This window comes from Streptomyces sp. L2, from assembly GCF_004124325.1.
GTDB lineage: Bacteria > Actinomycetota > Actinomycetes > Streptomycetales > Streptomycetaceae > Streptomyces.
The window spans coordinates 7279477-7297576 of the sequence record NZ_QBDT01000001.1; the positions used below are offsets into that span (position 1 = coordinate 7279477).

Genomic DNA, 18100 nt, shown 5'->3' on the forward strand with positions numbered 1-18100 from the left:
GCCCATGGGCGGGACGGAACACCTCGCCGTGCGGCGCGAGGGCGCCACCCTGGTGCTGACGCTCAACCGGCCCGAGGCCAGGAACGCGCTGTCGCTGCCGATGCTCGTCGGCCTCCACGACGGCTGGATCGAGGCCGACGCCGACGACACGGTCCGCTCGATCGTCCTCACCGGCGCCGGCGGTGCCTTCTGCGCCGGAATGGACCTCAAGGCCCTGGCCGGCGGCTCCATGGCCAGACAGCGGTACCGGGACCGGCTCAAGGCCGATCCCGACCTGCACTGGAAGGCCATGCTCCGCCACCACCGCCCCCGCAAACCGGTCATCGCCGCCGTCGAGGGCCACTGCGTCGCCGGCGGCACCGAGATCCTCCAGGGCACCGACATCCGCGTCGCGGGCGAGTCGGCGACCTTCGGCCTGTACGAGGTCAGGCGCGGCCTCTTCCCGATCGGCGGCTCCACCGTCCGGCTGCCACGCCAGATCCCGCGCACCCACGCCCTGGAGATGCTGCTCACCGGCCGCCCCTACACCGCCCGCGAGGCCGCCGCCATCGGGCTGATCGGGCACGTGGTCCCCGACGGCACCGCCCTCGACGGGGCCCTGGAGATCGCCGAACGGATCAACACCTGCGGGCCGCTCGCCGTCGAGGCCGTCAAGGCGTCCGTGTACGAGACCGCCGAGCTGACCGAGACCGAGGGCCTCGCCGCCGAACTCGCCCGCGGCTGGCCCGTCTTCGACACCGCCGACGCCAAGGAAGGCGCCCGCGCCTTCGCCGAGAAGCGGCCCCCCGTCTACAAGCGCGCCTGACCCCGAGGAGCAACCGTGCCCGAAGTCCTCAAAGCGCCGCTCGTCCTGGAATTCCCCTTCACCCGCTCCCTCGGCCCCGTCCAGAGCGCCTTCCTCACCGGCCTGCGCGAACGCGTCGTCCTCGGGGTGCGCGCCACCGACGGCCGCGTCCTCGTCCCGCCCGTCGAGTACGACCCGGTCACCGCCGACGAGATCCGCGACCTCGTCGAGGTCGCCCCCACCGGCACCGTCACCACCTGGGCCTGGAATCCCGCCCCGCGCGGCGGCCAGCCCCTCACCGCCCCGTTCGCCTGGGTCCTGGTCCGGCTCGACGGCGCCGACACCGCCCTGCTGCACGCCCTCGCCGCCCCCGGCCCCGACGCCGTGCACACCGGCATGCGGGTCCGCGTCCGCTGGGCGGGGGAGCGCACCGGCGCCATCACGGACATCGCCTGCTTCGAACCGTACGACGGCGAACCCGCCCGAGCCGGCGATCACAGCGGTGCGTTCGACGACCTGGTCACCGGGATCGTCGCCCCCGCCCGGCTCGACTACACCTACTCGCCCGGCCGCGCCCAGTCCGCCTACCTCCACTCCCTCGCCGAACGCCGCACCGTCGGCGAGCGCTGCCCGGTCTGCCGCAAGGTGTACGTGCCGCCCCGCGGCGCCTGTCCCACCTGCGGGGTCGCCACCGCCGAACAGGTCGAGGTCGGCCCCCGGGGCACCGTCACCACCTTCTGCATCGTCAACATCAAGGCGAAGAACCTCGACATCGAGGTTCCTTACGTCTACGCGCACATCGCCCTCGACGGCGCCGGCCTCGCCCTGCACGGACGCATCGGCGGGATCCCCTACGACCAGGTCCGCATGGGCCTGCGCGTCGAACCCGTGTGGACCGACGGCGCCCGATACCCCGACCACTACCGGCCCACCGGAGAACCCGACGCGGACTACGACACCTACAAGGAGCTGCTGTGACCCGGGACATCGCCGTCGTGGCCTTCGCCCGGACCGATCACCGCGCCACCTGCGAGGACACCTCCGAGGTGGAGATGCTCATGCCGGTGCTGCACGAGGTCCTGGCCCGCACCGGCCTGCGCACCGCCGACATCGGCTTCACCTGCTCCGGGTCCAGCGACTACCTGGCCGGCCGCGCCTTCTCCTTCACCATGGCCCTCGACGGCGTCGGCGCCTGGCCGCCCATCTCCGAGTCCCACGTCGAGATGGACGGCGCCTGGGCGCTGTACGAGGCGTGGACCAAGCTGCTCTCCGGGGATGCCGACACCGCCCTCGTCTACTCCTACGGCAAGTCCACGCCCGGCTCCGTGCGGGACGTGCTGACCCGGCAGCTCGACCCGTACTACGTCGCCCCCCTGTGGCCCGACTCCGTCGCCCTGGCCGCGCTCCAGGCGCAGGCCCTCATCGACGCCGGGGACACCGACGAGGCCGCGCTCGCCGCCGTCGGCGCCCGCAGCCGCGCCGACGCCGACTCGCGTGTGCCGCAGGGGAGTTCGCCGGGTGACTACGTCGTACGGCCGCTGCGCACGGGCGACTGCCCGCCCGTCGGCGACGGCGCCGCCGCCGTGATCCTCGCGGCCGGGGACCGCGCCCGCGCCCTGTGCGAGCGGCCCGCCTGGATCCGGGGCATCGACCACCGCATCGAGGCCCACGCGCTCGGCGTCCGCGACCTCACCGACTCGCCGTCCACCCGCCTGGCCGCCGAGAAGGCCGGCGCCTTCGAACGGCCCGTCGACACCGCCGAGCTGCACGCCCCCTTCAGCGCGCAGGAGGTCGTGCTCCGCAAGGCGCTCCGGCTCGGCGACGGCGTGCGGGTGAACCCCTCCGGCGGCGCGCTCGCCGCCAACCCCGTCATGGCCGCCGGCCTCGCCCGGATCGGCGAGGCCGCCGCCCGCATCCACCGCGGCGAGTCCGGCCGGGCGCTCGCCCACGCGACCTCCGGCCCCTGCCTCCAGCAGAACCTGGTCGCCGTACTCGAAGGGGATCCGCGATGAGCAAGGAGCCCGTGGCCGTCACTGGGATCGGCCAGACCAAGCACGTCGCCGCCCGCCGCGACGTCTCCATCGCCGGACTCGTCCGCGAGGCAGCCCTGCGCGCCCTGGACGACGCCGAGTTGACGTGGGCCGACATCGACGCCGTCGTCATCGGCAAGGCCCCCGACTTCTTCGAGGGCGTCATGATGCCCGAGCTGTACCTCGCCGACGCGCTCGGCGCCGTCGGCAAGCCGATGCTCCGCGTGCACACCGCCGGCTCGGTCGGCGGCTCCACCTCCCTCGTCGCCGCCAACCTGATCGCCGCCCGCGTCCACCGCACCGTGCTCACCCTCGCCTTCGAGAAACAGTCCGAGTCCAACGCCATGTGGGGACTGTCCCTGCCCATCCCCTTCCAGCAGCCCCTGCTGGCCGGGGCGGGCGGCTTCTTCGCCCCGCACGTGCGCGCCTACATGCGGCGCAGCGGCGCCCCCGACACCGTCGGCTCCCTCGTCGCCTACAAGGACCGGCGCAACGCCCTGAAGAACCCCTACGCCCACCTCCACGAGCACGACCTCACCCTGGAACAGGTCCAGGCATCGCCCATGCTGTGGGATCCCATCCGCTACTCCGAGACCTGCCCGTCCTCCGACGGCGCCTGCGCCATGGTCCTCACCGACCGAGCCGGGGCCGCCCGCGCGCCCCGGCCGCCCGCCTGGATGCTCGGCGGCGCCATGCGCAGCGAACCCACCCTGTTCGCGGGGAAGGACTTCGTCTCCCCGCAGGCCGGCAAGGACTGCGCCGCCGACGTCTACCGGCAGGCCGGCGTCGCCGACCCGCGCCGGGACATCGACGCCGTCGAGATGTACGTGCCGTTCTCCTGGTACGAGCCCATGTGGCTGGAGAACCTGGGCTTCGCCGAGGAGGGCGAGGGCTGGAAGCTCACCGAGTCCGGCGTCACCGCACTCGACGGCGACCTCCCCGTCAACATGTCCGGCGGCGTGCTGTCCACCAACCCCATCGGCGCCTCCGGCATGATCCGCTTCGCCGAGGCCGCCCTCCAGGTGCGCGGGCTGGCCGGGGAACACCAGGTCGACGGCGCCCGGAGGGTGCTCGGACACGCCTACGGCGGCGGATCGCAGTTCTTCTCCATGTGGCTGGTGGGGTCCGAACCCCCCGACTCCTGACGGCCCGGCAGAGTGTGCCTCCCAGGTGGCCTGTCGGCGGTCGTGACCGGTCGCTAGGCTGACCGCGGACGACGAACCGGGAGGAGCACGGACGTGGCCGAGAGCATCACCCAGCGGCAGCCGCTCGCGGGCTGGGACAAGCCGGAGCTGGACCTCAGCGGGGCCGAGTGGCAGTCCAGCAGCCGAGGTCTGGGCGATGTCCAGATCGCCTTCGTCGAGGGATTCATCGCGATGCGCAACAGCGGCAGCCCGGACAGCCCCTCCATCGTCTTCACGCCCGCCGAGTGGGGCGCCTTCGTCTCCGGCGCGCGGGAGGGCGAGTTCGATCTGACCTGACCTGACCTGACCTGACCTGACCTGACTCGCCGCGGCCCGCCCCCGCCCGCACCGGAAACGGAACGGGAGCCGAACCGGGGGTGTTCCGCGCCGATTTCCGGACACGCGACCAGCACAGCCCCGCCGGGGCCGACGCCTGAGCCAGGCTGGCCCCGCAGGGGGTAGGTCGTATCCCGGAGGTGAGGAACATGAACGCCGCACCGGTCGTCGCCGCGGTCGACGGTTCGGACGACAGTCTGCGCGCCCTGGAGTGGGCCCTGGACGCGGCGGGCCGGCGCGCGGCACCGCTGCGCGTGGTGCACGTACGGCAGTACGCCGCCTGGGGGCAGACCGACGTCCTGGTCGCCGGGCCTCCCGACGCGGGCGGGGACGACGTGCTCGACGAGGTGCGCGACCTGCTGCGCGACCGTGCGGACCCGGCCGCCGTGGAGTACGTCGCCCAGGAAGGCGTGCCCGGCGCGGTGCTGCCCGAACTCGGGGCGGAGGCGCAGCTGCTGGTCCTCGGCTCACGCGGGCGCGGCGGCTTCGCCAGCCTGCTCCTCGGCTCCAACTCGCTGGCCGCCGCACGGGACGCCGAGTGCCCGGTGGTCGTCGTGCCCCGGCCCGGCCGCGAGGTCCACGGGACCGGACCCGACGAGCCCGGGCCCCGGGTGGTCGTCGGCCTGCACGCCGACAGCCCCGACGAGGCGATGCTCGCCTTCGCGTTCGCCGAGGCGGCCCTGCGCGGCGCCCGGGTCCAGGTGATCGCCGCCTACCCGTGGCCGGTGCAGACCTGGAGCGCGCCCGGCCAGCTGGTGGCGCCCCTCGCCGACCAGGAGACCATCGAGCACGAGACCCTGGCCCTCGCCGCCGGCTTCCTCACCCCGCACCGCGAACGGCACCCGGACCTCCGCGCCGACGTCCAGGCCCTGCCCGGCGACGCCGCCGGCCACCTCGTCGCCGCCTCCCGCGACGCCGACCTGGTCGTCGTCGGCCGCCACCGCCGCCGGATGCTCGCCCCGGCCCGCATGATGGGCTCCGTCACCCAGGCGGTCCTGCTGCACGCCGCGAGCCCGGTCGCGGTCGTACCACCGGCGCCGCCGGAGGAGTGAGCGCGCGGGAACGGAGCCCGCGCGGGGCGGCCGGCCGGGGCCGCCGGGCCGCGGCGGGCCAGGACGCCGGGCGGTGCCCGTGGGCCGCCTCGCGCGGGCGGGACACGTACCATGGCCGCATGTCGTTCCTCCGCCGCCGTAGCGCCACCCCCGCCGGACCCGAGTTCGATGTGCTGGCCATGGACCCGGGCGACTGGCCGGGCAACCTCGGCGCGGGCCTGCTGCCCGCCCCCGACGGCTCCTGCCAGGGCGTCTTCCTGCGCTACGACCTCTTCGGCGGCCGCGGCCCCGCCATGATCATCGGCAATCTCCCCGAGGGCTCCCCGGCCCGCGACACCGACGAGGGAGAGATCCCCTTCGAGGTCGGCCAGCTGCTGCTGGCCCTGGAGAACGACGAGGAGGTCACCGTCGTCGGCGTCGAGGACACCCCCGTGCTGCAGGGCGACAACCTTTTGATCGTCCGCCGCCTGAAGCTCTCCGAGAGCCGCGTCTCCTGCGTGCAGTTCGACCGCAGCGACGGCGTCCTCGTGACCATCGCCGCCTGGGACCGCCCCATCACCGACGACCTGTACGCCCTGCTGAAGCCGCTCCCGGCGGAGCTGTTCCAGCAGGGCTGAGGCCCCTTGGCCACTAGTGACCCGACGTCTCCAGCCGGACGTCGGCGGCGCGGACGAACTCCACCCGGTGGCCGTACTGGATCTCGTAGTACAGGTCCTTGCCGATCACGACCCGGTGCGAGTCGGTGGTGAAGGTGACCGCGTAGTAGTACTCGCCGGGCACCTCGTCACCGACCGCGTACCGCTGACCGGCCGGGATCGTGTACGGCAGCGGGACCACCGACTGCGCGGGCACCCCGGCCGGGTAGGCCTCCTTCTCCGGGTACGCACGCCCGTACACCGGCACACTGGCCAGCCCGTCCCTCGGGGTGACGATGAGACCGGACGCCGGCACGGCGGTCCGCTGCCCGCGCGGGTTCTCGAACCAGGCCTTCTGTCCCAGGTACCAGATCGCCGTCCAGTCGCCCCAGCGGTCGGCCACCGCGTACTGCTGGCCGGTGGAGACCCGCGAGGACAGGTCGTTGACCCCGTCGGTCGGCGCCGTGCCCAGACCGATGTCCTTGATCAGCGGCGCGTTCACGTCGTGGTCGGAGTACAGCCGGACCTCGCTCGACCCGTGCGCCGGGCAGGTGTCGCCCTTGGTCTTGCAGCTCGTGTAGACCGGCTGGTTGCTCGCGTAGTCCGGCAGGATCGTCACCATGCCGGAGCGCGGACCGGCCGTGGGGTGGAAGGGCCGGCCCAGCAGCCGGAAGTAGTGCGCCCAGTCCCAGTACGGCCCCGGGTCCGTGTGCATGCCCGGGATGGTCGAGGTGGTCGGGCCGGGCACGTTGTCGTGGCCCAGGATGTGCTGCCGGTCCAGCGGGATGTCGTACCGGTGGGCCAGGTAGCGCACCAGCCGCGCCGACGAGCGGTACATCGCCTCCGTGTACCAGGCGTCCGGGTCGACGAGGAAGCCCTCGTGTTCGATGCCGACGGAGCGGGCGTTGATGTCCCAGTTGCCCGCGTGCCAGGCCACGTCCTTCGCCTTGACGTGCTGGGCGATCAGCCCGTCGGTGGAGCGGATCGTGTAGTTCCACGACACGTACGTCGGGTCCTGGACCAGGTTCAGCACCCCGTCCCAGGTGCCCTCCGTGTCATGGATGACGATGTACTTGATCGCCTGTGATCCCGGCCGGTCGCCGAGGTCGTGGTTGCCGTAGTCGTCGTTGCCGAACTGCGAGTACGGCGCCGGGATCCACTCGCAGGACACCGACCGCGGGCACTCGGTGTCCCCGGCCGGCGGGGTGCGCAGCCCGGTCCGCTTCAGCAGCGAGGTGTCCGCCTTCAGACCGGGCTGCGCGGCGAGCGCGACCAGCTGGCCGTCGTCCGTGGTGCGTTCCTCACCCGTGTGGAGCACGTCGTACACGTCGTTCGCGTACGCCGCCGCGGTCGCCGTGTCGTCGGCGCCGGAGAAGCGGGCCACCGCCCCGTACCAGTCCGCCGGGTCGGCGCTGAGTGGCTCCCCGAGCTGCTGCTGGGCGGCGGCGAGCAGCGCGGCGCCGCCGGCCACGTTCTTCGCGGGGTCGGTGCGCAGCTCCTCGGCGGGGATGCCGGTCAGCTCCGCGGCCTTGGTGAGCGTCTTCAGTCGGGCCGGGAGCGCGGATTCCTTCGGTGCCGTGGCCCGCGGGTGCAGGGCCGGGCGGGAGCTGTCGCCGCGGGCGTCCTCGCTGCCCGTGGACAGGTGCTCGGTCGCGGCGAGCGCGGCACGGGCGTCGGTGAGGTGCATCGGGCCGTAGCCGCCGATGACACTGGGCGCGCCGTGGTGCGAGTTCCAGCGGGACTGCAGGTAGGAGACGGCCAGCAGGACGCTCTGCGGCACGTGGTACTCGGCGGCGGCACCGGCGAACGCGTGCTGGAGCCGGCCGGTGGAGGAGTCCGTGGCGGACTCGGGGGCGCCCTGGGACGGTGCCGCGCCCAGCAGCGGGAACAGCAGCGCGGCCGACGCGACGGCCACCGCCGTCCTGCGGGTGCGTCTGCTGCCGGGGGCGGGCCTGGGGTCGGTGGCGGATCCTCGCAATGCGGCCTCCTGAGGCGGGTGGGCGTGGCGGTGCGTACGGAGCCGAGCGTGGGTCAGTGGTACCGGCTTGCCGACGTTCCGTCAATCATGCCTTCGGGCAGGCGATTTCCCTTGTCACACACCCGGCGCGGGAGTTTCGCGGCGGCGCTGTCCGGGCCTGCGAGGCGGCAGTGGCGTAGACCAATAAGCAGGGTGGGACGTCGTACGTACAGAGATCCGCGGTGCGCCCGAAAGAGCGCACCGCGGATCTCTGTACGGGCCGAGCCGGCCGGCCGTCAGCGTGTGCCGACCGCCGCGCGGACCGCCCGGCGGGCCAGCTGGCAGTCGTCGTGCAGCCGCCGCAGCAGCAGCCGCTGCTCCTCACCGGAGGACAGGGCGTTCGGCTGGGCCGGGGCCGGTGCCGGATCCTGCATGGAGCGCTGCACCGCCGTCTCGTACGTGCGGATCTCGCGGGTCAGCAGCAGCATCAGGTTCACCAGGAAGGCGTCCCGCGAGGCCGGGCCCGCCGACTGGGCGATCTGGCTGATCTGGCGCCGGGCCATCGGCGCGTCCCCGAGGACCAGCCACAGCGTCGCGAGGTCGTACCCCGGCAGATACCAGCCCGCGTGCTCCCAGTCCACCAGCACTGGACCGGCCGGTGAGAGCAGGATGTTCGAGAGCAGGGCGTCGCCGTGGCAGAACTGGCCCATCCCCTGGCGGCCCGCCGCGTGCGCGATCCCGTGCAGCAGCTTCTGCAGATCGCCCAGGTCGCGGTCGGTCAGCAGACCCAGTTCGTGATACCGGGAGATCCTGGCCGCGTAGTCCAGCGGGGCGTCGAACGTGCCGGCCGGGGGCCGCCAGGCGTTGAGCCGGCAGATCGCGCCGAGCGCGGCCCGGATGTCCGCCCGCGGCGGCGCCTCCATCGGGTGCCGCTGCGCCGCCGCCACCCGGCCCGGCATCCGCTCGATGACCAGCGTGCCGTTGTCCGGGTCCGCCGCGATCAGCCGCGGCGCCCGCACCGGCGGGCGATGCCGGACGAACGAGCGGTATGCGGCTATTTCGTGCCTGATCCGGTCCGCCCACGCCGGCGACTGGTCCAGGAGACACTTGGCCACGGCTGTGGTCCGGCCGGTGGTCCCGACGAGGAGCACGGACCGCCCGCTGCGGCGCAGCACCTGCACCGGAGCGAACTCCGGGCAGATGCGGTGCACCGACGCGATGGCGGTGCGCAGCTGCGCCCCCTGGGGGCCGGACAAGTCGAGTCTCCCGCTGAGCGGTTGACTGCCGAGCTGCCCCGGAACGCGCCGCGGCCGGCCCGCGCCCAGCAGGGGCGCTCCCGGCCGCGCCGCCGGGTCCAGATACGGCCCGCTGCCCGCCGGGCGGGGACGCAGGGGCCGGGGCGGTGCGGACACGGAGGATGATGCTGCGTACATGGGAGATACAGATCCCTTCGTGTGCCTGCGGTGCCTGCCTGTAAGTCCTCGCGCCCCCCGGCCCGGCCGCCCGGGCACATCCTGGGGAATGTGCCCGGCGACTCCGGGGAATCGGCCGGACGGGCCCGCCCGAAGGATCCGTCGGGCGGATCCTTCGGTGGAGCGGCGACCGGGTCGGGGTGGCGCGTTCCTACTCGACACCCGATGCCCAGTGGCACACCATCTGGCGCACCCTGGCGAACCCTGGCGAATAGTCGCCCGGCAACCTCCACGGGGCTACTGTCAACTCAGCCGAGAACCTGGGGGCTTGACGTGAGCGGACAACCCAACACCCGCCTGGCGGACCTGTTCGGCCTGGCCGGCTGGTCCAAGGGCGAACTCGCGAGGCTGGTCAACCGGCAGGCGGCGGCCATGGGCCACCCCCAGCTGTCGACCGACACCTCCCGGGTGCGGCGCTGGATCGACATGGGAGAGATCCCGCGCGATCCCGTACCGCGGGTGCTGGCGGCCCTGTTCACCGAGCGTCTCGGCCGTGTCGTGACCATCGAGGACCTCGGTCTGGTACGGCACGGGCGTGCGGGGAAACGGCAGGACGACGGGAATGCGGAACATCCCGACGGAGTGCCGTGGGCGCCCGAGCGGACCGCCGCGGTCCTCACCGAATTCACGGGAATGGACCTCATGCTCAACCGACGCGGCTTGGTGGGCGCGGGTGCCGCGCTCGCCGCGGGATCCGCACTCAGCGGCGCCATGCACGACTGGCTGCACACCGACCCGACCCTGAAGGCCGACGCCCCTGTTCTCCACGACCCCCTGCACGCCGACCCCGCTGGGCTCGACCGTTACGAGGCCGCACCCATCGGGTCGCAGGAGATCGAGGAGCTGGAGTGCTCGGTGGAGGTGTTCCGCGCCTGGGACGCGGCCCGCGGCGGCGGGCTGCAGCGCAAGGCGGTCGTGGGACAGCTCAACGAGGTGGGCGGCATGCTCGCCTACCACCATCCACCCCATCTCCAGCGGCGCCTGTGGGGCGTCGCCGCCAACCTCGCCGTCCTCGCAGGCTGGATGTCGCACGACGTCGGCCTGGAGCCCACGGCCCAGAAGTACTTCGTCATCGCGGCCCATGCCGCCCGGGAGGGCGGGGACCGGCCGCGCGCGGGCGAGGCGCTGTCCCGCGCGGCCCGGCAGATGGTGCACCTCGGCCGGCCCGACGACGCGCTGGACCTGATGAAGCTCGCGCAGTCCGGCTCGGGCGAGGACCTGCAGCCGCGCACCAAGGCGATGTTCCACACCATCGAGGCCTGGGCGCAGGCGTCGATGGGCAAGGGCCAGGCGATGCGCCGCACCCTCGGCCTCGCGGAGGACCTGTTCGTCTCCGACCGGGCCGACGTCGCACCGCCGGACTGGATGCAGACCTTCAAGGACGAGGATCTGTACGGCATGCAGGCCCTGGCCTACCGCACGCTGGCCGAGTACGACTCGGGCGCGGCCGCGCACGCCCAGCACTACGCGGAGAAGGCCCTGGCGCTGCGGGTCGACGGGCGGGAGCGTTCGAAGATCTTCGACCATCTCTCCATGGCGTCGGCCTGCTTCATCGCCGACGACCCCGAACAGGCCGACCGGTACGCGCGGCTGGCCCTGATGTCGATGGGCTCCAACTCCTCGCGGCGCACCTGGGACCGGCTGCGCCAGATGTACCGGCTCACCGCGGAGTACGCCGAGTACCCGAAGATCAACGAGCTGCGGGAGGAGATCAGGGTCGCCCTGCCGAAGCCGCGGGGCAAGGGCACGAGCGCCCAGGCGTAGCAGGCAAGTGCGCCCGTGGGCGCTCCGCTCAGTCCGTCACCCTGGCGACCAGCACGCAGGCGTCGTCCGCGCGTTCGGCTCCGCCGAACTCCTCGACGACCGCGCGTACGCAGTCCTGCGCGGTGCGCGCCCCCGCGAAACGCGGGGCGAGGCCGAGCAGCCGTTCGCCGGCGTCCGTGCCGGTCCGGTCCGGGACGAGCCCGTCGGTGTGCAGCAGCAGGAGGTCGCCGGGCTCCAGGGTCACCTCGGCCTGCCCGTAGACGGCGCCCGAGGTGGCGCCGAGCAGGACGCCGTCCGGTGCGTTCAGCGCGCGCCCCGTCCCGCAGCGGTAGAGCAGCGGGGCGGGGTGTCCTGCCTGCGCCCACACCAGGGTGCGGGTCGCGGGCCGGTAGCGGCAGCAGACGGCGCTGCCGAGGGCGGGGTGCACGGTCGAGTCGAGTAACTGGTTGAGCAGGGCGAGCAGGGGGCCCGGCTCGGTGCCGGCCATGGCCATGCCGCGCACGGCGCCGAGCAGGGTCGCCATGCCCGAGGTGACGGTCACGCCGTGCCCGGTGAGGTCGCCGACGCTGAGCAGCGTCTCACCGTCGGAGAGCGCCAGGGCGTCGTACCAGTCGCCGCCGATCAGCGCGCTCGTCGCGGAGGGGAGGTAGTGGGCGGCGAGTTCGAGGGTGCCGGGTCCCTGGTGCGGCAGCCGCAGCGGGCCGCGCCACGGGGGCAGTACGGCCTCCTGGAGTTCGAGCGCGATCCGGTGCTCGGTCCGCGCCCGCCGGCGGTGCCGGTGCAGCGAGTCGCCGGTCTCCCGCACGGTGCGCCGGCGGCGCCGCAGCTCGCTCACGTCCCGCACCACCGCCCACATGGAGGCGGTGCTGCCGTCGGCGTCGAGCACGGGTTCGCCCATCATGTGCACGGTCCGCACGGAGGCGTCGGGCCGTACGACGCGGAACTCGCCGTCGATCGGCCTGGCGTCGACCAGGCAGTCCGTCACCATCCCGGTCAGCAGGGGCCGGTCCTCGTCGACGACCAGCGTGGGCAGTTCGTCCAGGGTGAGCGCGGGGGAGGCGGGGTCGAGGCCCAGGATGCGGTACAGCTCCCCGGACCAGCTCGCCTCGTCGCTGAGCAGGTTCCACTCCGCGCTGCCGACCCGGCTGAGCAGCGATCCGCACGCCGTCGGCGCCGGACGAGGGGCGGGGGCGTCGGCCGGCTCGGACGGCTCGGGCGGCACCGGCTCCGGACCGTCCCGCAGCTGCGCCAAATGGGCGTCCACATCGTCGAGTTGACGCACGGCGAGGTCGTAGAGCGCCCGCTGCCAGCGGTCCTCCGGGTCCATGCCGTCGTCCGGCGTGTCCCGTCGTACGGCGTCCACCTCGACCTTGAGCCGCCGCGTCTGCGAGATCAGTGCCTCGACCGAGCCGCGCCCGGGTGGCTGGGCTGCTGGGCGGTCCGCGGAGACCGGTGACGGCATGACGCACTCCGATGGGGGGACGGTACGGCCAAGGAGAACAGGCGGGGAACGGGAGGCAATCGGGTGGGGCGCGGGTGGGGACCGCTACGACTCTCGCACAGCTCACGACGCGCTGTAAGGGATTCGGCGACACACGATACGGTGGTGCAGCTGGCATATGCCAGAGTCTTCCCGGAGTGACTCTCGGGTGCCGGTGGTGTAGGCGGGCACGGGGTCAAGTCGTAGGGAAACTAAGGGATTTGCAGGACATCGAGCGGCTCGGTCGTCGCGCTCGTTCGCAGGTTCGACGATCCTGTGTTCCATCGTGGCGCCATTCGTTCGGTGCCGCCCCAACTCTGACCGGAATTAGCGTCATGGAAAGGGGGCCGGACGACTCCTTATAAGCATGGACGCCATCATCGAACAGCCCATCCACGCCCGCCTCGTCACCGCCGACGACGAGGAGGTGCCCGTCCGCGCCACGCTGCGCTACACGGCGGACGATCCACTGGCCGTCTTCCTGGACTTCCCGCCCGAGGCCACCCTCGTCGGCGAAGACGTCACCTGGGTCTTCGCGCGCGCCCTGCTGGACCAGGGGTTACGCGCCCCCGCCGGCCACGGTGACGTGCGGATCCGGCCCTACGGCCCGGCGCGCACCCTGCTGGAGTTCCACTCCCCGCACGGCCTCGCCCTCCTGACCTTCCCCGCCGCCGCACTGCGCCGCTTCCTGCGCGGAACGTACGGCGTGGTGGCGGCCGGGGCGGAGGACGTGGGCGCGGTGGTCGAGAGGGGGCTGAGCGCCTTGTTCGACGGGGTCTGACCGCGGGTCCGGCGCGACCGGGCCTGGGTGAGGCAGGGAGGCCGGGCCGGTGAGGCTCCGTCAGGCGTCCGCTTCGGCGTACAGGGCCGGGCGCTCGGCCAGGGCGACGGTGGTGCGGGCGCCGGTCCGCAGGGACCGGACCCCCGCCTCGGCCACCACCGAGGCCGCGTAGCCGTCCCACACGCTCGGCCCGGTGACCCGGCCCCGCCGGGTGGCGTCGACCCAGGCCTGCACCTCGCGGTCGTAGGCGTCGGCGAAGCGCACCAGGTAGTCCTGCGGCACCTCCTCGGCGGCGCTGCCCCGGGTGGTGACCAGCATGGAGTGCCCGTCGCCGATCCGGGCGCTGCCCGCCTCGCACACGGCCTCGCAGCGCACCTGGTAACCGAAGCCGCAGTTGACGAAGACCTCGACGTCGACCAGGACGCCCCGCTCGGTCTCGAACAGCACGAACTGCGGATCGGCCAGCCCCTCGGGCGCGCCCGCCGAGGAGGCCGGACGCAGCACGGTCACCGCCGTCAGCTCCTGCCCGAGCAGCCAGCGCGCGGCGTCGATCTCGTGCGAGACGGAACTGTTGATCAGCATCTCGCTGGTGAAGTGGGCGGGGGAGGACACGTTCCGGTGGGTGCAGTGCAGCATCAGCGGCCGGCCCAGACCGCCCCCGTCCAGCAGGGACTTCAGCCGCCGGTACTCGGCGTCGTAGCGGCGCATGAAGCCGATCTGCGCCAGCCGCCTGCCGAGCCGTGCCTCGGCCTCGACCACCCGGAGCGCCCCCTGGGAGTCCGGCACCATCGGCTTCTCGCACAGCACGGGCAGGCCACGCTCGAAGGCCGCGAGCAGCGCCTCCTCGTGGGCGGGGCCGGGGGAGGCGACCAGGACGGCCTCGACCCCGGGCGCGTCCAGAGCGGCCACCGCGTCGGCGTGCACGGTGACCCCGTCCAGACCGCCCGCCGCCCGCCCGGCACGGCCGGTGTCCGGGTCGGCGACCGCGGCCACCCGGGCCCCGCTGACGACCCGGTCCAGCCGCCGTACGTGGTCCGCGCCCATGTGCCCGGCACCGAGTACGGCCACCCCCAGCAGGTCACCCATGCGCGCGCTCCCTCTCGCCGACGATCACGCCGTCAGCGTACGCCGGGCTCAGGGGGCGTCCCGCGGATGGGAGCGGGGCCGGTCACTACCGCAGTACGGCGGTGTCAGTACCGCAGTACGGCCGCCATGCCGTCCGCGTCGTCGAGGGTGCCGTCGGGGACGAAGCGGACGTCGGCGCCGGTCTCCAGGCACTGCTCGACGATCTCGTCCACGATGTCCTCGCGGCCGTCCAGGTCACCGGGCTCGGCCGGGACCAGGTGGTCGCCCTGGTCGCGGACGGTCGCCTTGTAGTTCTCCTCGACCGCGAGCAGCCGGACGCGGCCCTCCTGGGCGCTCTGCCACAGCTCGTCCAGCCCGGCCGCGAAGGTCCGCCGCCCCCGTGCGGAGGTCAGGTCCGACATCACGGACGTGGTGTCCTTGCGGGCCTCCGCCTCCAGCACCGGCCGCAGCGCCTGCCACACGGCCTCGGGACCGGCGTGCGCCAGCCCGCCGTGCCGCACGAGGACCGCCGAACCGGCGACGGTGCCCGCCTCGCCCAGCAGGGACAGCGCCGCGTCCTCACCGGTGACGTACAGCGGGCGCGGCTCCTCGCGCAGCACCGCGCTCATCGCCGTGTCGGCCTCCCGCAGGAACTGCCGCGTGCCCTCGTCGCGGAAGGTGCTCGGCAGATCCCCGATGCGCTGCTGGCGCTCCGCGTCGAAGTTCGGCTGCGAGCGGGTGAGCGGGAAGCCCCCCGAGCGCTGCTCCACGACCCGGTCGACGCCGCCGCTCCACAGCGTCACGCGGTCCGCGGAGACCGACAGCACCCAGAAGGGCTTCTCGGCGGCCTGCGCGGAGACCAGGTTGCGGGTGAGGAACGTGTCGGAGAGGACGACGCGCGCGGGCACCGTACGGGCCAGGGACCACACCTGGTGCTCGCCCGGTGCGGCGAAGATCACAAGACCGTCCTCGGCGTGGACCAGATCCACCTCCGCCAGCGCCCGGTCGAGCTGCTCGGCCACCTCGGTACGACGCTCCCGGGTGACCGCGGGATCGGATTCCAGCCGCTTCTTGGCCTCGGCCACCATGTTGCGCAGCCGGACCGGATCCTGGCCGCTGTCCGGCTCGCGGCGGTGGGTCGGGGTCAGCACGGACACCGCCGGGTAGGGACGCGGGCGCCGCAGCTCGGCGAGGGTCGCGGGACTCAGTGCGTGCTCCATGACAGCACGATAGAGCGGATCGGCGGGTCCGGCATTCGGGGCGAAAGCCCCCGCTCCGGTGGCTTCCGTTCACCGCGATGTCACACACCGTCAGCTTCGTCAAGTCCGTTGGACACGAAGCGTTTACACCCGTTCGGCATGTCGATCAAACAGACTTGCTATGGTGCTACGCGTCGGTAGCAAACCGCAGCGGGGGGATCACGGGGAGTTGTCCGAGCGACGGCTCCCGGGGGCAGGGGACCGAGTCCGACAGCCTGGCAACGGGGCCGGGTGGGGCTGTCTCCACGCGTCCTGCGACGCGTTCTCGCACCACGTCCTCCTCGTCCTCCTCGCCCACCTACGCAGACAGGTGAGAGTCTTCACATGGCACGTTCCCTGGTCGATTTACTGACCGCGCACGCCTCGAACCATCCTGACCGGACCGCCTACCGCCACCTCGTCACCGGCGACTGCGACGGAGAGATCCGGGAACTCACCTACGGCCGGCTGGCCACCCGTTCCCGGGCCGTCGCCGCCTGGCTGCAGGAACGAGGACTGGCCGGCGCGCGCGCCATGCTGCTCTACCCACCCGGCCTCGACTTCATCTGCGGCTACCTCGGCTGCCTCTCGGCCGGCGTCGTCGCCGTACCGGGCGTGCCCCCGCAGGGCCGCGCCCAGAACCACCGCGCGCTGACCCGGATGCGGCGCCTCCTGGCCGACTCGGACGCCAAGGTCGTCCTCGGCGGCCGCGAGGTGATCGCCGCGCTGGACGGCATGGCCGAGCACCTGCCCGAACTCGACGGGATCGCCCGCGTCGCCACCGAGGACATACCCGACGCGGCGGCCACCGGCTGGCGCGAACCGGAACTCGCCCCCGACGCCCCCGCGTTCCTCCAGTACACCTCCGGGTCCACCGCGGCCCCGCGCGGTGTCGTGGTCACCCACCAGAACCTCCTGGACAACGAGCGCGTCATCACCGAGCGCATGGGCCACACACCCGAGGCGATCGCCGCGCACGGCAACGAGATGTTCGTCAGCTGGCTCCCCGTCTACCACGACATGGGGCTCATCGGACCGGTCCTGAACACCGTCCACCTGGGCGTCACCGCGACCCTCTTCTCCCCGCTGCACTTCCTCCAGCAGCCCGCCCGCTGGCTGAAGGCCGTCAGCCGCTACCGCCCGCACACCAGCGGCGGACCCAACTTCGCCTACGAACTGTGCCTCAGGCACGCCACCCCGGACCTCCTCGACGGCCTCGACCTCGGCTCGTGGAAGGTCGCCTTCAACGGCGCCGAGCCGGTCCGCGCCGCCACCCTGCGCCGCTTCGCCGACACCTTCGCCCCGGCCGGCTTCCGGCGCGAGGCCCTCTACCCCTGCTACGGCCTGGCCGAGGCCACCCTCATGGTCACCGGCGGGTCCGTCGACAGCCCGCCGACGCTGCTCGCCGCCGCCGACGGAGCACCGAACGCCGGCGAGGCGGACGCCGCCGCCGTCGGCTGCGGCCGGCCCGGCCCCGGCGTGACCGTGGCGATCGCGCACCCCGAACGGCAGGAGGAACTGCCCGAGGGCGAGGTCGGCGAGATCTGGGTCGGCGGAGCGAGCGTCGCCAAGGGCTACTGGCGCAACGCCCTCGCCACCCGCGAGACGTTCCGCGCCCGACTCCCTGGATACGAGGGGAGGTTCCTGCGCACCGGAGACCTCGGATTCCTGCGCGACGGCGAGCTGTACGTCACCGGCCGGCTGAAGGACCTCATCGTCATCGACGGCCGCAACCACTACCCGCAGGACCTCGAACTGACCGCGGAACTCTCCCACCCGGCGCTGCGCCCCGGCTGCACCGCAGCCTTCTCCGTGGACGCCGGAGCCGACGGCGAACAACCGGTCGTCGTCGCCGAGATCGCCCCGGACACGGCCGGTGAGGCGGAGAAGATCACCGACATGATCCGCGGCACCGTCGGCGAGTCCCACGGCCTGTCCGTCCGCGACGTCGTCCTGGTCCAGCCGGGCACGATCCCCAAGACGTCCAGCGGCAAGATCCAGCGCGGGGCCACCCGCACGGCGTACCTGGACGGCAGCCTGGCCAGGGTGAGCGAGCCCGCCGTGGGGTGACGGCGTCGGCGTTGGGCGGTGCCGGCGCCGGGGGGGGGGGGGCGGCCGGGCGGCCACGGCACAGGAGGCCGTGCCGCCCCGCCGACCGGCCCGGGCCCTGTCACGTACCGGGTGCGTCGTCCGTTGGCGCCGAAGGCCGGACCAGGCCGCCCGCCCGCCCGACCGCCCCGCGCCCGCGTCCCGTCGTACGGCCGTCAACTCCGCCGTACACCCTTCTCCTCCCCGTACGGCGCCGCTGCCGCCGCCGCTACG

15 protein-coding genes are annotated in these 18100 nt (G+C 73.4%); 10 read left to right on the top strand and 5 right to left on the bottom strand.

Going from position 1 to position 18100, the window contains the following annotated elements; translation table 11 throughout:
• The first annotated feature begins 4 nt into the window (after positions 1–4).
• The 7 genes from DBP14_RS32610 to DBP14_RS32640 all read left to right on the top strand — a co-directional run bounded on the left by DBP14_RS32610 (position 5) and on the right by DBP14_RS32640 (position 6003).
• On the top strand, positions 5–805 hold the full coding sequence (locus DBP14_RS32610) for a crotonase/enoyl-CoA hydratase family protein (RefSeq protein WP_129311228.1): 801 nt from the start codon (positions 5–7) through the stop codon (positions 803–805).
• Positions 806–820: 15 nt separating this feature from the next.
• Positions 821–1762 carry an OB-fold nucleic acid binding domain-containing protein gene (locus DBP14_RS32615; RefSeq protein WP_129311229.1) on the top strand — a complete coding sequence of 314 codons (942 nt, stop codon included), beginning with the start codon at positions 821–823 and terminating at the stop codon, positions 1760–1762.
• Positions 1759–2796, top strand: a complete 1038-nt coding sequence (locus DBP14_RS32620) for a thiolase domain-containing protein (RefSeq protein ID WP_129311230.1) — start codon at positions 1759–1761, stop codon at positions 2794–2796. The genes DBP14_RS32615 and DBP14_RS32620 overlap by 4 nt, the downstream gene beginning before the upstream one ends.
• Positions 2793–3959, top strand: a complete 1167-nt coding sequence (locus DBP14_RS32625; RefSeq protein ID WP_129311231.1) for a thiolase domain-containing protein — start codon at positions 2793–2795, stop codon at positions 3957–3959. Before DBP14_RS32620 ends, DBP14_RS32625 begins: the two co-directional genes overlap by 4 nt.
• A 93-nt stretch (positions 3960–4052) precedes the next feature.
• Entirely contained in the window at positions 4053–4295 is a 243-nt protein-coding gene (locus tag DBP14_RS32630) for a DUF397 domain-containing protein (RefSeq protein ID WP_129311232.1), read from the top strand.
• 188 nt (positions 4296–4483) lie between these two features.
• The gene (locus DBP14_RS32635) at positions 4484–5386 is read left to right on the top strand and encodes a universal stress protein (protein ID WP_129311233.1); all 903 of its coding nucleotides are present in this window, start codon (positions 4484–4486) and stop codon (positions 5384–5386) included.
• Positions 5387–5505: 119 nt separating this feature from the next.
• Positions 5506–6003, top strand: coding sequence for a hypothetical protein (locus DBP14_RS32640; RefSeq protein WP_129311234.1), 498 nt, complete (start codon positions 5506–5508; stop codon positions 6001–6003).
• A gap of 13 nt (positions 6004–6016) precedes the next feature.
• Here DBP14_RS32640 and DBP14_RS32645 read toward each other — a convergent pair whose 3' ends face one another.
• Positions 6017–7999, bottom strand: a complete 1983-nt coding sequence (locus DBP14_RS32645; protein WP_129311235.1) for a peptidoglycan recognition family protein — start codon at positions 7997–7999, stop codon at positions 6017–6019.
• Positions 8000–8274: 275 nt separating this feature from the next.
• Positions 8275–9411: an aminoglycoside phosphotransferase family protein gene (locus DBP14_RS32650; protein ID WP_129311236.1), complete on the bottom strand. Its 1137-nt coding sequence runs from the start codon at positions 9409–9411 to the stop codon at positions 8275–8277.
• Positions 9412–9723: 312 nt separating this feature from the next.
• On the opposite strand from DBP14_RS32650, the gene DBP14_RS32655 reads away from it, so the two are divergent.
• Complete coding sequence (locus tag DBP14_RS32655) at positions 9724–11214, top strand: hypothetical protein (protein WP_129311237.1); 1491 nt, start codon at positions 9724–9726, stop codon at positions 11212–11214.
• Between the two features lie 28 nt (positions 11215–11242).
• On the opposite strand, the gene DBP14_RS32660 is transcribed toward DBP14_RS32655, so the two are convergent.
• Positions 11243–12676: a SpoIIE family protein phosphatase gene (locus tag DBP14_RS32660; protein WP_129311238.1), complete on the bottom strand. Its 1434-nt coding sequence runs from the start codon at positions 12674–12676 to the stop codon at positions 11243–11245.
• 385 nt (positions 12677–13061) lie between these two features.
• On the opposite strand from DBP14_RS32660, the gene DBP14_RS32665 reads away from it, so the two are divergent.
• Positions 13062–13475, top strand: coding sequence for an SsgA family sporulation/cell division regulator (locus tag DBP14_RS32665; RefSeq protein ID WP_129311239.1), 414 nt, complete (start codon positions 13062–13064; stop codon positions 13473–13475).
• Between the two features lie 60 nt (positions 13476–13535).
• Here the strand turns inward: DBP14_RS32665 and DBP14_RS32670 are convergent, their stop codons facing one another.
• A complete protein-coding gene (locus tag DBP14_RS32670) occupies positions 13536–14561 on the bottom strand; it encodes a Gfo/Idh/MocA family oxidoreductase (RefSeq protein WP_129311240.1) in 1026 nt (341 codons plus the stop codon).
• Between the two features lie 104 nt (positions 14562–14665).
• Complete coding sequence (locus DBP14_RS32675; protein WP_129311241.1) at positions 14666–15760, bottom strand: chemotaxis protein; 1095 nt, start codon at positions 15758–15760, stop codon at positions 14666–14668.
• Positions 15761–16123: 363 nt separating this feature from the next.
• Between DBP14_RS32675 and DBP14_RS32680 the strand changes: the two genes are divergently transcribed.
• Positions 16124–17848 (top strand): fatty acyl-AMP ligase, encoded by a 1725-nt coding sequence (locus DBP14_RS32680; RefSeq protein WP_129311242.1) that lies wholly within the window; start codon positions 16124–16126, stop codon positions 17846–17848.
• The last annotated feature ends 252 nt before the right edge of the window (positions 17849–18100 follow it).